The sequence below is a fragment of the Vibrio sp. PSi01 genome, assembly GCF_054960695.1.
In genome coordinates this window covers 65156-79916 of sequence record NZ_JBHNYN010000009.1, presented here as the reverse complement: position 1 = coordinate 79916, position 14761 = coordinate 65156, and the positions used below count along the sequence as shown (strand labels likewise).

The 14761-nt window shown below is 43.4% G+C and carries 11 protein-coding genes; 7 read left to right on the top strand and 4 right to left on the bottom strand.

The window, feature by feature from the left end; translation table 11 throughout:
- From ACFI6G_RS13850 to ACFI6G_RS13835, 4 genes are all read left to right on the top strand, one after another.
- Window positions 1–846: a LysR family transcriptional regulator gene (locus tag ACFI6G_RS13850; protein ID WP_462710312.1), complete on the top strand. Its 846-nt coding sequence runs from the start codon at window positions 1–3 to the stop codon at window positions 844–846.
- A 230-nt stretch (window positions 847–1076) separates the two neighbouring features.
- A complete protein-coding gene (locus ACFI6G_RS13845; RefSeq protein ID WP_462710311.1) occupies window positions 1077–3431 on the top strand; it encodes a sulfatase-like hydrolase/transferase in 2355 nt (784 codons plus the stop codon).
- Window positions 3432–3627: 196 nt separating this feature from the next.
- Complete coding sequence (locus ACFI6G_RS13840) at window positions 3628–3939, top strand: hypothetical protein (RefSeq protein ID WP_010432893.1); 312 nt, start codon at window positions 3628–3630, stop codon at window positions 3937–3939.
- Window positions 3936–4967 (top strand): HlyD family secretion protein, encoded by a 1032-nt coding sequence (locus tag ACFI6G_RS13835; protein WP_010432896.1) that lies wholly within the window; start codon window positions 3936–3938, stop codon window positions 4965–4967. The genes ACFI6G_RS13840 and ACFI6G_RS13835 overlap by 4 nt, the downstream gene beginning before the upstream one ends.
- 103 nt (window positions 4968–5070) lie before the next feature.
- Here the strand turns inward: ACFI6G_RS13835 and mpaA are convergent, their stop codons facing one another.
- Window positions 5071–5772, bottom strand: a complete 702-nt coding sequence (mpaA, locus tag ACFI6G_RS13830) for a murein tripeptide amidase MpaA (RefSeq protein ID WP_230554750.1) — start codon at window positions 5770–5772, stop codon at window positions 5071–5073.
- Between the two features lie 320 nt (window positions 5773–6092).
- On the opposite strand from mpaA, the gene ACFI6G_RS13825 reads away from it, so the two are divergent.
- From ACFI6G_RS13825 to ACFI6G_RS13815, 3 genes are all read left to right on the top strand, one after another.
- Window positions 6093–7718 (top strand): ABC transporter substrate-binding protein, encoded by a 1626-nt coding sequence (locus ACFI6G_RS13825; protein WP_016766993.1) that lies wholly within the window; start codon window positions 6093–6095, stop codon window positions 7716–7718.
- 504 nt (window positions 7719–8222) lie between these two features.
- A complete protein-coding gene (locus ACFI6G_RS13820) occupies window positions 8223–9425 on the top strand; it encodes a GGDEF domain-containing protein (protein ID WP_050613238.1) in 1203 nt (400 codons plus the stop codon).
- Window positions 9426–9651: 226 nt separating this feature from the next.
- Window positions 9652–11157, top strand: a complete 1506-nt coding sequence (locus ACFI6G_RS13815; protein WP_022570956.1) for a putative bifunctional diguanylate cyclase/phosphodiesterase — start codon at window positions 9652–9654, stop codon at window positions 11155–11157.
- Between the two features lie 158 nt (window positions 11158–11315).
- On the opposite strand, the gene ACFI6G_RS13810 is transcribed toward ACFI6G_RS13815, so the two are convergent.
- The 3 genes from ACFI6G_RS13810 to manA all read right to left on the bottom strand — a co-directional run bounded on the left by ACFI6G_RS13810 (window position 11316) and on the right by manA (window position 14659).
- Window positions 11316–12740 carry a fructose-specific PTS transporter subunit EIIC gene (locus ACFI6G_RS13810; protein ID WP_029203050.1) on the bottom strand — a complete coding sequence of 475 codons (1425 nt, stop codon included), beginning with the start codon at window positions 12738–12740 and terminating at the stop codon, window positions 11316–11318.
- A gap of 13 nt (window positions 12741–12753) precedes the next feature.
- Window positions 12754–13194: a PTS sugar transporter subunit IIA gene (locus ACFI6G_RS13805; protein ID WP_016787567.1), complete on the bottom strand. Its 441-nt coding sequence runs from the start codon at window positions 13192–13194 to the stop codon at window positions 12754–12756.
- A gap of 247 nt (window positions 13195–13441) precedes the next feature.
- Window positions 13442–14659, bottom strand: a complete 1218-nt coding sequence (manA, locus tag ACFI6G_RS13800; RefSeq protein ID WP_010432916.1) for a mannose-6-phosphate isomerase, class I — start codon at window positions 14657–14659, stop codon at window positions 13442–13444.
- Window positions 14660–14761: the final 102 nt, after the last annotated feature.

The following is a 14761-nucleotide window of genomic DNA, read 5'->3' as shown; positions in this document are numbered from 1 at the left end:
ATGGATTTTGATCTGAATTTGATAAAAGTATTCTTAGAAGTTTACCAGTATCACTCTTATACCAAAGCCTCTGAAACCATAGGTATCACGCAACCAGCGGTGAGTGCATCTATAAAGCGAATGGAACAAGAGATTGGTGAGCCCCTGTTTTATCGAGAGGGGCGGACGATGAAACCGACCGCGATGGCCATTCGTTTAGCCACTCGATTTCGCGTTGGGTTTGATGAAATACAAAATGCCTTGAGTGAGCGTTTTACTTATTCGGTTTATGTGAACGAGGCGCTGGCATTGGATTTGCCCGTTCTACCGTCAATGATGATAGAACATACTCCATTAGATCAGGAAATACTGCTGCACCAACTTAAATCGTTATCTGTCGATTTAGCCGTGGGTATATTTATGGTCAAAGACCACTCCATTGTCACTGAGCCGTTATTCAGGGAATCGACCGTTATTGTGTGCCGTCGTGACCATCCAAGAATTCATGGTCATATTTCACGGAATCAATTCTATGAAGAGGGGCATGTCGCATTAGCTACCCAATGGAAAGGAATGGATGGATTCGAACATATCCGCTTGGAGAGTCCAAAAAGTAGGAATATCCAATGCAAGACCCATTCAATTTCAGCGATGCTGCTTGATGTCACCATCAGCGATAGAGTTGCGATCGTACCTCGACATCTTGCACTCAATTGGCAAGAGCGTTTAAATTTTCAAGTACTGGAAAACCCGATAGAGCATAAGCCATTGGAATACTGTCTGGCTTACCATCGACGCTATCAAAAAACAGAAAACCACATAAAAGTTAGAGAAACTATTCGAGCACACCTAGGATGCGCGGATTAGTACTATAAACCCCACTTATTGCTGATATAAACGCCACGCTCTACCTGCATATCCCCCTTTTGAATAACCTTAGCACTGAAAAACTACATTGGTGCTGAGGCTATTTTCTTTGACCCCTCGCCATTGAGTTTTACATCTCTGATCTATTTTGCTTCGCTAAATGACGGTATACGGATGTCTTTAGCACAACAGGTAGACCGGAGTTAATTCCTGTTCTCAAAGGTGTCCGAATGAAAAAGCTTAGTGCCATCATGATGTCTTGTTTTGCTGCGGGTTCTGTCGCACAAGAGGTCTTACCGTTTCCTAGTCAGCCATCGACCTCGGTGGCCAAACATACTCTTGCTGAATCTACTCATAACAAGCGTCCTATTTCCAACCATTTACCTGAAGATGCTCCTAATATCGTCATCGTGATGATCGATGATGTAGGTCCTGGCCAAACGTCGACTTACGGCGGTCCAATCGATACGCCTACATTAGATGAAATCTCTGGTGAAGGTATTTCCTACAACCGTTTCCACTCGACAGCGATGTGTTCGCCTACACGAGCTTCATTGCTTACTGGTCGAAACCATCACCGTGTTGGCGCGGGTGTTATTGCGGAATATGCTAACGATTGGGATGGTTATGCAGGGGTGATCCCGAAAACCAGTGCGACCTTTCCTGAAGTACTTAAAAACTACGGTTATTCAACCTCTGCTTTTGGTAAATGGCACAACACTCACCCGTTAGATTCCACAGCTGCGGGGCCTTTTGATAATTGGCCTACGGGTTATGGTTTTGAATATTTCTATGGGTTTGTTGGTGCTGGTGCATCTCAATATGAACCGACTATGGTGGAAAACACCACGTTTGTTGATCCAGAAAAAATCCACCGCGAAGGCTATCACATGAGTGAAGATCTTGCGGATCAAGCGATCAAATGGATGCGTCAGCACAAGTCTTTGCAGCCTGACAAACCTTTCATGATGTATTGGTCTAGTGGTGCGGCACACGGCCCTCACCATGTAACCAAAGAATGGGCTGATAAGTACAAGGGCAAATTCGACGCTGGTTGGGATGAATACAGAAAAGACGTATACGAAAAAGCCAAGAAAATGGGCTGGATTCCTGAAAACGCGCAGCTAACACCAAGGCCAGAAAGTATGCCTGCGTGGGACGATGTACCTGAAGATGAAAAAGCATTCCAAGCACGTTTAATGGAAGTGTACGCCGGCTTCATTGAGCATACCGACGCTCAGGTTGGTCGTTTGGTCGATGAAATCGATGAGCTTGGCTACAAAGACAACACTGTCTTCTTCTACTTGTGGGGTGACAATGGCGCGTCATCGGAAGGGCAAAACGGCACGCTTGCTGAATTGCTCGCTCAAAACGCCATTCCAACCACGACAAAGCAACAAATTGAAGCGATGAACAAGGTCGGTTCAATTGATGAGCTAGGCGGTCCTAAATTTGAGAACATGGCGCATGCGGCATGGGCTTGGGCAGGCAGCTCCCCTTATAAATCAACCAAGTTAGTTGCGGCTCATTTTGGTGGAACACGTCAACCTCTTGCGGTGCGTTGGCCAGCGAAAATTGAACCCGATGCGACGCCACGCTCGCAATTCCATCACGTTAACGACATCGCGCCTACTATCTACGACATCTTAGACATTACACCACCTAAAGTGGTCAACGGTCATGTTCAAGATGAAATCGATGGTAAAAGCATGACTTATTCGTTTGACGATGCGGATGTGAAAGGGCAGAAGAAAACCCAATACTTTGAGATCTTAGGCAGTCGCGGTATCTATCATGATGGTTGGTTTGCGAGTGCGTTTGGGCCAAGAGCACCTTGGGTTCAAGGTATGCCCGAAGGTTTTAGAGAGTGGAGCCCTGAAACTGATAAATGGGAGCTATACCACATTGATGAGGACTGGTCTCAAGCGGTTGATCTGGCTGATAAGTACCCTGAAAAACTGGAAGAAATGAAGGCGATTTTCAAGCAAGAAGCGCAGGATAACAAAGCCTTCCCGATTGGTGGATCATTATGGTCTACTGCAGCACACAGCCCGCAAGATGCGCCAGAGAGTAAATATACGCTATGGACGTATCCTGATGAAATCACCAGAATCCCTGAAATTGCAGCACCAAAAGTCGGCAACCGTTCTACGCTCGTCGAGTTTGATGCGGTGGTTACTCCTGATACGAATGGTGTGCTCTACGCGGTCGGTGCATTCTCAGGTGGTATGACGGTGTACGTGAAAGACGGAAAGCTTAACTATGAGTACAACCTGTTTTTGATGGAACACACACATATCCAATCTGAGAAAGTGTTACCAGAAGGTGAAGTGACGATAGAAGTTGAATCTAAAGCGACTAAGCCGGGGCCGTTTACGCCTTTCGATATCACCATCAAGGTGAATGGTGAAACGTTCGCCTCTGGTGTGGTTCCAAAAACAGCGCCTTCGTTCTTCTCATTCAATGATGGGTTTGATATTGGCTCTGATTTAGGCTCGCCAGTATCACAAGCTTATTATGATGATATGCCGTTCAAATTTGACGGCAAAATCAAAGAAGTTCGTGTTAAGTACCTAGAACAATAAAGTGTATGCCGTCTATTGATACCGATGACAATGGGTATTGATAGACGGCTTTTTTCGTTCATTCCGGGCTCAGTACTTAAGTGCGTAAATACATAAGTACATAAGTACATAAGTACATAAGTACATAAGTGCTTAAGTGATTGGAATAGTCCCAATGGCTTTGCCTTAGAGACGGGATGATAATTTAGGAAATCGTATGAAGATTCATCCAACTACCTTGGTTTACGATGCGTATCCTTCGGTCTACAACATTCTAGAATCGACATTGTTCATGTGGTTCATTGTGGCAGTCACGTTGGGCATCCTTGTATGGACATTGAGCAAGCTATGGTATGTCCATTCTATTCCCAAACATCTTGCTAAAGAGCGTGGTTTGGCTCAGGCCAAGTTGATTTTTTGGCTGTGCATATTGGGCATGTTTTACAAACCGCTCTGGATTATTGCGGTGCTCGCGATTGTGACGGACTGGGATAAATTACAACAGTGGATTAGAGGCGCTTCGCAATGAAAGAGATCATGCTCCCCTACATATTAGTGGTTTGGTTGTTATTCAAATTTAATGTACTCAAACGAACCCCTAAGAATTACTTTGTGTCTGTTGTGATTGGCTTGCTGTTACTGGTGAGTTTGTTTGTCGGCCATCGTTTCTATTCGCCGATTGATTTGACCAATTCAACCACTGTCAAAGCCCCCCATGCTGTGATGTCTCCAACGCTTGGTCAACACATCGACAAAATATACGTTGATCATAATAGCGATGTGAAAAAAGGCGAAGTACTTTACACTCTCAAAGATGATCTGATCTCTGCGTCGATTTCTGAGGTTGATTCTGGTCTGATTGAAATTGATAGAACCATTGAAGCTCAAGAAGTGAAAGTGGCCCAAGCTAAGCGAAACCTATCGCGTAACCAGAACTTAGAGCAACATGTTAGCCTTAAAGAGTTAGAAGAAACTCAAGACAACGTTGAGTTTTTTATGGCTGAGTTGAACGTGTTGCATGCCAAGAAAGATGGTTTGCTCGCTAAGAAACAAAGCTTGATGTTTGACCTTGACCGCCTTACGGTTCGAGCGCCATTTGATGGCATGATCACCCATGTTTTTATTGCGGATGGATCTCGAGTTGGTTCTCTGCATGTGTGGGATACATCGAAGAAGTTTGTCGAAATGCGTATCCCTGATCAAGCGTTTGCCAATATCGAAAAAGGTCAGTTTAGCGAGTTCTTTATTGATACTTTTCCAGGGCAAATTTTCCGCTCTCGAGTTCACAGTAAAGTAAAAGCAACCGGTGAGGCTCAAGGAAATTTACTACCACAAGAGCAGCGAGTTTCGGCACACATTCAAAGGGGCTCTCCAGCAATTGGTCGAACCGTTATTTTAGAAATTGATGAAGAAACGATGAAAAAAATACCGATTGGCGCGACAGGCTCAGCATGGATCAGTGCGTCTAAGCCTTACCCTATACTCGGTTTTATAGACATCATTGGTGGGGCCACTTTACGTCTTGCGTCTGTGAAATCGTATCTATTGGCGATTTAGTGTTTTTTATTAGCTAGCTCTAAATTAATCTACAAAAAGGCGTAAAAAATATGAAACTCTTTTACGCCTCTCTCTAACTCAGAAATATCCCAAACGTGTTTCTCTAAACAATACCCTCACACCTCAACACCACCACAAACGCATCCAAATACTGCTCGATAGTCAAATCCGCAGAAACGGGTGGTAATTCTACGGTAATACACGGTAGGTTTCTTTCTTGGCACCAAGTGCCGAATGAGCCTGGGGTTTCGTAATCAACGTCTTCGACGATTGGTAGGTTGAACTGTTTGCCTAACCAAGAGGCGAGTTCTGATTGGTTTGGGTCGTCGACCATGGCGAGAGGTTCGTGGAAAGAGATGACGAACTTGGGTTTGCGTTGCTCAATGAGGTTGATGAGTGACTGCACTTCTGGTTCGAGCTGGTTGGCTTGGCCGGTTTTCACTTTGACATCTCTGACAGGTGTGTGGGAACTCCAGCGATAGACGGTGCCGTTTTCAGTCCAGTTTTGAGTCGGAAAGGCGCGGTTCAAATCGACTTGGTTAGCATTAGCGCGGGTACCTAGCTGATTGCCATCTGGGTTCATCGACAGAATCACATCGTGTCGTAAGTTGGCGGCAGGCAAGCTTCTTAGGGCGCAAGACAAACCCGCGATAGAAGCGGTTTCATCGCCGTGTGTGCCTGCTAAAATCAGCCCGCGAGATTCGCTTTCTATTTGTGCGGGGAAGTAGAGCAAAGGCGCACCTAACACCGATTTTCCATATGACAGCGGCTTTATCGAAAACGCAGCTCTTTCCGTTCTTGGAATTAAACTCACCTTAATCTCCTGATTGATCAAGTACTATCAAATAGTAAAACCAATCGTAGTAAATAACTGTTCACCCTAGCTTGTTAAAAATCTCGATAACGTCGTTAGATTTTTTGATTGTAGAATAACTACTTATCGAAAAAAGCCGCCTTGTTCTCAAGCTTTTTTCCTGCGCTATTTTTGAACACTTCCTTACTGTGATTGCTATAACTACTATTTAGATGACCTCTATTTAATAAACCATAGCGTCAAAACTCGTCAACCGTCACATTGTTAATTTTATTACTTGCTTCAAAGATAGGCTAGGAGAGCAAACAAACATGGATTTTAAAAAACATTCAACGGCTTTACTCATTTCATCTCTATTGACCCCTTTTATCGCAGTGACAGCCGTTGCTGAAACCTTACCTGCTGGTGTTTCATTGGCAAAAGACCAACACTTAGTTCGTGCCAATGATGCAGAAGCGGCGACACTCGATCCTGCGAAAGCTGAAGGCCTGCCTGAAATGCACATTTTACGAGACCTATTTGAAGGTTTAGTGATTCAAGATCGCGATGGCAACATTACTCCTGGTGTTGCGGAATCTTGGGAAACCGAAGACAACCAGACGTTTGTATTCCACCTACGTAAAGATGCTAAATGGTCGAATGGCGATCCGGTGACAGCCGATGATTTCGTGTATGCGATAAGACGTGCGGTAGACCCGAAACTTGCTTCGCCGAATGTTTGGTATCTCAAGCTTACCAAAATCAACAATATTGCTGACGTAGCAGAAGGTAAAAAGCCCGTCGAAGAGCTCGGTATCTCTGCTGTCGATAAACACACGGTGAAGTTCGATCTTGATAGCAAAGTGCCATACTTTGTTGCGATGACGGGTCACACATCTATGATGCCCGTTCATAAGGCAACGCTAGAAAACAGCGATAAGCCGTGGAGCGACCCTAAGCAGTTTGTAGGGAATGGCGCTTTTGTTTTAGATGAGTGGGTGGTTAACGAACGGATTGAACTGAAGAAGAATTCTAACTACTGGGATAGCTCAGATACCAATCTAACCCAAGTGACTTACATTCCGTTCGAAAACCAAAACGCTTCGATTAACCGTTATGCGGTGGGCGAGGTCGATATCACGTCTGACGTACCAACACACATGGCGCAGCAGCTTAAAACCAAATACCAAGATGCGTTTACCGCGGTACCTTTGTTGTGTACCTACTACTACGCGTTCAATACCACGCGTCCACCGTTTGACGATTCACGAGTGCGTAAAGCGGTATCGTATTCAATGATGCGTGATGTGATCACCAATGGTGTCACTCAGGTGGGTAACCTACCTGCTTATACTTTTGCCCATGAGTACACGGCAGGTTTTGATGCGACTCAGCCTGAATACAGCACATGGACTCAAAAGGAACGTGACCAAAAAGCAAAAGAGCTACTGAAAGAAGCGGGGTACGATGCAGCTAATCCATTGGATTTCAAATTGCTCTACAACACCAGTGAGTCGAACAAGTCGATTGCAGTGGCCATCGCTTCAATGCTGAAAGGCAACCTAGGCGCGCAAGTTGAGCTGGAAAACCAAGAGTGGAAGTCTTACCTAGTATCACGTCGCCAAGGTGATTTTGATGTAATGCGAGCGTCTTGGTGTGGTGACTACAATGAAGCGTCGACCTTCTTGAGCCTATTGCGCTCTGAGTCATCGGGTAATTTTGCTCGTTACAACAACGACAAGTACGACTCAGCGATGGACAGCGCATTAGCCGCAACCAATGAGCAAGATCGCCAAAGTTTCTATGATCAAGCCGAGCAGTTACTGGCTGAAGATATGCCTATCGCGCCAATCTATTACTACATGCAGGCCCGCCTAGTGCGACCAAGTGTCGGTGGTTTTGCTAAGAACAACGTTGAAGGGCGCATCTATTCTAAGGATCTTTATATAAAAGAATAGATAATCCTGATGCGAGCTCTGATATGACGAAGCGAAGGCATTGAGTATAAAAATAGAAATAAGAAATAGAAGAAAAGGGACGTTGATCATCAATATCTGATCAATGTCCTTCTGATGTTCTTATTATGAAAATACCTGTTTAACCCTATTTCAGGTAGTGACATATTTCAACTGTTACCCACTTTATTTATAATGGATTAACTAAGAAAGGCAGTAACTTAAAGAACTGGATTATCGCTTATGGAGCTATTTGATTTTTTACTAACCCTTATATCAGTTCGTTCCATAGAACAAAATCTCTCAAGGTAGGAGAAATGGTTCAGAGATGTGATTTGTATTAAAAATTGCTATACTCGGCCGCCTGTATTGTTGCGGTGCTATGCAGTTTAGTGCATTTTAATTTGCTTGATGAAAAATTGAAATGAGAGAAGGAAGGTAGAAAGCAACATGTCATGTTTAATAAAAGCAATATGATATGATTTTCTATCCTATTTAAGGAAAAATATGGATAATCTCCCGTTAGATATAAGAACTCTAAGTATAATTTTCATTATATTCTCACTTATCTTTAGTATTGGCTTGTTATTATTCCAGTCAGCTCAGAAACAAGTCCTGGGGCTTTCCCTTTTTTCATCATCTATGTTCGTGATTGGCAGTGGTACCATACTATTAAGCTTGAGAGGCTCTATCTCGGACTTTATGAGTATTATTGTTGGAAATTTAACCATTGCTTATGGTTTTCATTTGGTACTACATAGTTTGACTGTTTTTCGTCGTCATTCACGTCAGATTGTTCAATATAGTCGCATTGCACTGTTTTTGGTTTTAGTAAGTTTTGTTCAATTTACTTATTACGAACAGTCTATTCAAAACCGCATTATTGTTATGAGTCTCTACTTAGCATTCGTAACCGCAAGTTCGGCTATAGTGATACTGAACGGGAAAAGGAATGATCTTTCGTTGGCTGTAAATATGATGGCTTTGCCTTTTATTATTTATAGCTTTTTTATGACTTTTCGAGCTATAAAAACGCATTTTTCATTGAACGAGATGAATAGCCTTATCAGCGCGAACTACTTAAATGAATATACGTATATTTTAAGTATTATTCTTATTGTATCTATGTCCTTCTCAATGCTTTGGTTGATAAACGCGAGGCTCGTACATTCACTTCAATGCCTTTCACAACAGGATCCTCTTACGGCACTAAAGAACCGTCGAGCTCTGGATCAGGCAGTAAAAAAACATCAAGTACAGGTGAATTATAAGCCGGTTTGCATTGTATTACTGGATATCGATAACTTTAAACAAGTGAACGATCAGTTTGGGCATCTTGTAGGTGACGATGCGATTAAAGCTTTAGCGACAACGGTATTGAGGTTAATCGATTTACCTAATACGGTCTTCCGGCTTGGAGGAGATGAAATTCTTATCTGGTTACCCAATTCGAACCTGGAACGAGCCGCTGCGCTTTCAGAAAAGCTACGCTCGGCGATTCAGAAGATCAGACTTGAGCAACAACCATCCCTGAAAATTACGTCAAGTTTTGGTATTAGCTTGCTATCAGAAAATGAAAATTGGAAAGACTGTGTCGCGCGCGCGGACAGAGCTCTTTATCAAGCAAAGCTCAAAGGACGAAATACCATTGTGATTGAAGAGTCACATAACAATTACTCGATACCAACAAAAGCGGTAAGCAACTCCTAGTTTGACTAAGAGTTAGTTCAGTGGATACCTAGCATTCTCACAAATTGTTTTTGTAATGTTTTAACCTTAAAATGTTTTTGTTGCTTAGAGCTGTGATGAAAATTGCAAAACTAAGGTTAAAAAATAAAAGCTCGAACGGTAGATTGTGACTTATGTTAGTGCTACGTTATGTACAATTTATAACATATGAGTCATGACACATTAGATTGAGAGACAGCAGCTAACGATGAATAAGATAAAACGATATCCGGTAAATATAGTACTCAGCTACTTAATACTGTCATCATTATGGGTTTTTTTCTCTGATCTTGTGGTTGAATCACTATCAAATGACTTACAAGAACATGCTTTAGCACAGACAATCAAAGGTCTGATCTTTATCGTTCTGACGTCTACTTTATTGTGGATAATGGTTCGGAAAAATAATCGTGATTTAGAGAGCGCCAACGACCTTGATAGTGTAACTGGACTTCATAGCCCATCAGTTTTTTATCGATATTTAAACAAAAGACTGAAAAAATCCCAGGTCACTGATCATTATGTCCTCTTCTTACTCGACATTGATAACTTCAAATCTGTCGCTGACCAGATTGGGTTTGAAAACACTAATTCATTTTTAAAAGATATCGCACGATCTATTGAACTTCCTATTGAGCATCTACCGCTTTCGTCTCGGGTACACTCCGATGGTTTTGCGTGTTTAGTCAAACTCAATGATAAAGAAGATATTGAATCCTACATTGCTCTCGTACATCGTAGATTTAACCAATGTGCTTATCGTTATAATACCAACGCAACTTGCTGTATCGGTGCCGCCCTATTTCCTTCGGATGGTCATAATGCCAAACAACTTATGGCGTCAGCGACCCATGCTTTAACGGAAGCAAAAAAAAGCAAAAATTCGATTGAATTTCATGACCCCAAACTCACAGAGCTTGAACGTCAGCGTCAAGAAATGGTGCAAGAGTTACGTAAAGCGATTGATGACAAAGCGATTGATATTGTTTTTCAGCCGAAATACAACATTGAAAATAGACTCGTCTCAGGTGTGGAAGTGTTATCCCGTTGGACGCATGAACGCTATGGTGTTGTTTCACCTGATATCTTTGTCGCGCTAGCAGAAGAGAATCATTTTTGTCGAGATTTGACCACGTTAGTTCTAGAGAAAACTGCGGTACAACTAAGAGCTTGTGGTTTGCTTGGGAGTGTCCTTAATAGTGTCTCGGTCAATATTTCAGCGGTAGAGCTAAATAGCGTTGATGACATGGACCATCTGGATAATTATCTACGAAAGGACCCCGAATTTGCTCGCTTACTTTGTCTTGAAATCACTGAAACCGCTATTTTAAAAGATATAGATCAGTGTGCAATCGCTGTTCAAAAATTAAAAAAGCATGGGGTATCTTTTTCGATAGATGACTTTGGTGTTGGTTACACTTCTTTTGGTATATTCAGTAAGTTGGATGTTGATGAGATTAAAGTTGATCGCAGTTATATCAATGGGTTAGAAGATGATTATCGTTCTAGAGCCATAACGTCTGGGATCATTGATATAGCTCGAGGATTTGGCATTCATGTGGTGGCTGAAGGGGTTGAAAATGCCCAACAGTTGTCAATTTTAAAAACGTTAAATTGCGAACAAGCCCAAGGTTATTATCTTGGCTATCCGGTGCCGTCCAAACAGTTAAAAGAAAGTATCACTTCTGAAACAGAACCATGTTCAGCAACATAACGAGTTTCTTTTCATATTATATGACAGACACTCAGATGACTGATTATCGAGAAGGATTTGTCGGTCTACCAATAAAAAAATCCCCATTCGCTGACAAAACGAATGGGGATTTTAGCTACTAGGGGGTAGTAATTTTATCTTCTAACTTGTTTCAGATTTTAGATAGCCACCATAGTCGCAGCTTTCTTCATTGCTTCCTTCGTTGAACACTCAATCACGTTCGCATTCGCAAAGCGGTGAGCGTCTTTCACTTGAATATCGTGAGCCAAGATAACCAGTCTTGCGTTCGCCACATCTAGGTCAGTGATGCGGTTCTGAATACCGTTTTGCCCTTGAGTTTCTACCTTAATGTTAAGGCCTGCTGCTAAGCCTGCTTTCTCTAGAGCTTTCGCTGCCATGAAGGTGTGTGCAACACCAGAAGGGCAACATGTTACGGCTACGATGTCGTACTCGCCTTCGCCTGCTACAGGAGCTGCTTGAGCTTGTACTGGTGCTTCAACCATGTCTTCTTCGGTTTCAACTGCTACAGGTTTCCAGAAACCAACGATAACCGCTGTTGTCAGTGAACCTAGCGCAATACCGACAACGTACATTGGAATGTTGCTAGATACTGGTGCCGTGATTAGGCCGCCCCACGGTGCGTGCAGTAGAACGTCTGTCATGAAGCCGAATACACAGCCCACGATACCACCGGCAACGATTGAAGGAAGTACGCGCATTGGGTCGTTTGCTGCGAATGGGATAGCACCTTCCGAGATACCGATAGAACCCATAATTGCTGCTGCTTTTCCTGCTTCTCGCTCTTGTTTAGAGAACTTGTTTTTGAATAGGAAAGTCGCCAGTGCCATGCCTAGAGGTGGTGTACAAATTGCGATGCCTACGCCGCCCATTAGCCAAGGTTGCGTGTCTACTTGAGTTTGAGCAAATAGGGTCGCTACTTTGTTGATAGGGCCGCCCATATCAAACGCCGTCATACCGCCAAGGATTGTGCCTAGAACCATCTTAGATGCGCCAGCCATTGAAGCTAGGAATTCGTTCATTGAAGACATGAACAGTTTGATTGGCTCACCGATGCCCCACAGTACGATACCAGCAGAGATTAACGTGCCTAGAAGCGGGTAGATGAAGTAAGCACCCAGCGCAGTCATGTTTGCAGAAAGCGGGATCTTCTTAAGTTGGAACACCACGCCACCGGCGATAAAGCCTGCCACGATACAACCAAGGAAGCCACCGCCCATGTCAGCCATGATGCCAGAAGAGATCATCGCAGGAGCAAGTGCTGGTTTATCTGCAATTGAGTAACCAATAAAGCCGCCAAGAATGATTGGGAAAAGAACAAGGCCCTTGATACCGATATTAGAGATGTCTGCCAGCAAACCGTCGGCTGGAACCGCACCTTTGCCTGATGCCATGACCGCTAAGGCCAACAGAACACCACCGGCTACGATGAAAGGCAGCATGTGTGAGGTTCCGAAAAGCAGATGGCCTTTCATGGTACTGAGGATTTTTTTATAGTCGCTACTACTATTTCTATTATTAGAATTGCTACTGGTATTCGTAGCTTGATTTGCTAGGGTGCTCATAATTTTCTACGCCTTATGAATTAATTAAAATATTAAGGATTTGATGTTCATCTTTTGCGTTATGGATATTCTGGATAAATTCATCGCTGAATTTTCCAAACAGTTCTTGTAGTACATAAATATGATGGTCAGCACCGTTGTCGGGTGATGCGATCATAAAAAACACGGTTGGATTGATGCCGTCTTCATCGCCATACTCAATGCCTTCACGCTTAACACCGACAGCGATTGCTGGCTCAGTGACAGCCTTGCTTTTTGAGTGCGGATAAGCGATACCGTCCATTGAGGTAATGCTTTGAGATTCACGAATTTCGATGTCTGCCAAGAAGGCTTCTTTATTACTGATTCGGTTGTTCTCAAATAACATACCTGCCAATTCTTCAAACAGTTCTTTTTTATTATTCGCTTGAAGGTTGTTATTAATTAAGTTGACGTTAGTTAGCTGTGTGATCATTTATTAACTCATTCACTTTTGAAGTTCTTGAATTAAAATTAATGGATTAACGGCATTCGCGAAATAGCAAATAAAAGCCCTTCACTGTACATTTGTATCCAGCAAAATTAAGTGTGATTTGCATCATTAATGCAGTGCGAGATAGGTCATATTTGATTATGTTTTTGATACGCCGAGCGACCTCCTCAGAAACAAAAATGCCCCGCATGAGCAGGGCAGTAAGACTTTGTACTGAGTTCTAAGGGAGCTAGCTGTAAGCGCGCGCTACGCGTCCAGCGCAATCCAGTTTATAGCTCTCTGCATAAGCAGGAATGAACACGGACTGGCCTTTCTCTATCACGCAGGTTTCGCCACATTGGTGAGTGAGCACCATAGATTCGTCAAGCGGCAATAGGATCTCGGCACCTTCGGTGGTGATCTGTCGTTGATGTGAGTTTTGCACGATAGAGAACTTAAAATCCTCCACTGGAATTTCGTATTCCATCACATCACCTTGTTCAATAGGGCTGAGCAGTAATCTATCCGCAGGCTTTTCATTAAATCGAGTACAAGAAACCAGCTCATTCACGTCCATGTATTTAGGCGTCAACCCAGCGCGCAACACATTGTCTGAGTTCGCCATGATCTCTAAGCCTGTCCCTTTGATGTAAGCGTGGGGCGTTTCGGCATCCAGATACATGGCTTGCCCCGGCTTTAGGGTGATCACGTTCAATAGCAGTGGTGCGAATAGGCCGACATCACCTGGGTATTGATCTTCCAGCTCTGAAATCAACTGAAACACAGGTGTATCTGAAAGCTTCGCCTTCACCAGCAACATGGTCAGCGCCATGCCTTTTTGTTCACCTTGCAAAGACAATAAGCTCGCGAAGAAGCTCGCTAATCCATTAGGCGTTTGGTCGCCCGCGAGGTCATTGACCATCGAATGCAGTTCGGGAATATCAAGGTAATGGAAGTGCTCAAGAATCTCGTTGATCGACCTAAAGCCATTCATCGCGGTGTAGTCGGTTAGGGCATACACCAGCTCTGGTTTGTGGTTGGGATCCTTGTAGTTACGGTTACCCGCTGTCATCGGAATGCCTTGCTGCTCTTCAAGAGCATATCCAGATTCCGCTTGTTGCTTGTTCGGGTGAACTTGAACAGACAGCGCTTTCTCTGCTGCTAACACCTTGAATAGATATGGCAGCTCACCAAAACGACTTGCTACTTTCTCGCTTAAGAACAGGTTGAGGTTCTTAGAAATCAAGCTCGATAATGTGGTCTGCTGCCCGTTATCAGTGACCATTGAGCAACCATTCGGGTGAGCACCCATCCAGATCTCCGCTTGCGGCTCACCAGACTGGTTATCAATACCAAACAGTTGGCTAAACGAAGAAGGGCTACCCCATGCGTAGTTTTGAATCACGTTGGTCATAGGGTAGAAAAAGCGTTGTACGAACGAATCGTTCGCTAAAGAAAAATCAGACATCGAAATCACCATGAAGGGAAACATGGCTTGAGCTCTATTCGACCTATTTGCAACTAAAGTATTAGCGACTAAAAAAAGGAGAGTAGAAGGGTTCAAGCCATT

Coding starts and splice junctions, on each gene's coding strand:
- ACFI6G_RS13825 (WP_016766993.1), top strand. CDS start 6,093: ATGGATTTTAAAAAACATTCAACGGCTTTACTCATTTCATCTCTATTG.
- manA (WP_010432916.1), bottom strand. CDS start 14,659: ATGTCTGATTTTTCTTTAGCGAACGATTCGTTCGTACAACGCTTTTTC.
- ACFI6G_RS13810 (WP_029203050.1), bottom strand. CDS start 12,740: ATGAGCACCCTAGCAAATCAAGCTACGAATACCAGTAGCAATTCTAAT.
- ACFI6G_RS13835 (WP_010432896.1), top strand. CDS start 3,936: ATGAAAGAGATCATGCTCCCCTACATATTAGTGGTTTGGTTGTTATTC.
- ACFI6G_RS13805 (WP_016787567.1), bottom strand. CDS start 13,194: ATGATCACACAGCTAACTAACGTCAACTTAATTAATAACAACCTTCAA.
- ACFI6G_RS13850 (WP_462710312.1), top strand. CDS start 1: ATGGATTTTGATCTGAATTTGATAAAAGTATTCTTAGAAGTTTACCAG.
- ACFI6G_RS13840 (WP_010432893.1), top strand. CDS start 3,628: ATGAAGATTCATCCAACTACCTTGGTTTACGATGCGTATCCTTCGGTC.
- ACFI6G_RS13845 (WP_462710311.1), top strand. CDS start 1,077: ATGAAAAAGCTTAGTGCCATCATGATGTCTTGTTTTGCTGCGGGTTCT.
- ACFI6G_RS13820 (WP_050613238.1), top strand. CDS start 8,223: ATGGATAATCTCCCGTTAGATATAAGAACTCTAAGTATAATTTTCATT.
- ACFI6G_RS13815 (WP_022570956.1), top strand. CDS start 9,652: ATGAATAAGATAAAACGATATCCGGTAAATATAGTACTCAGCTACTTA.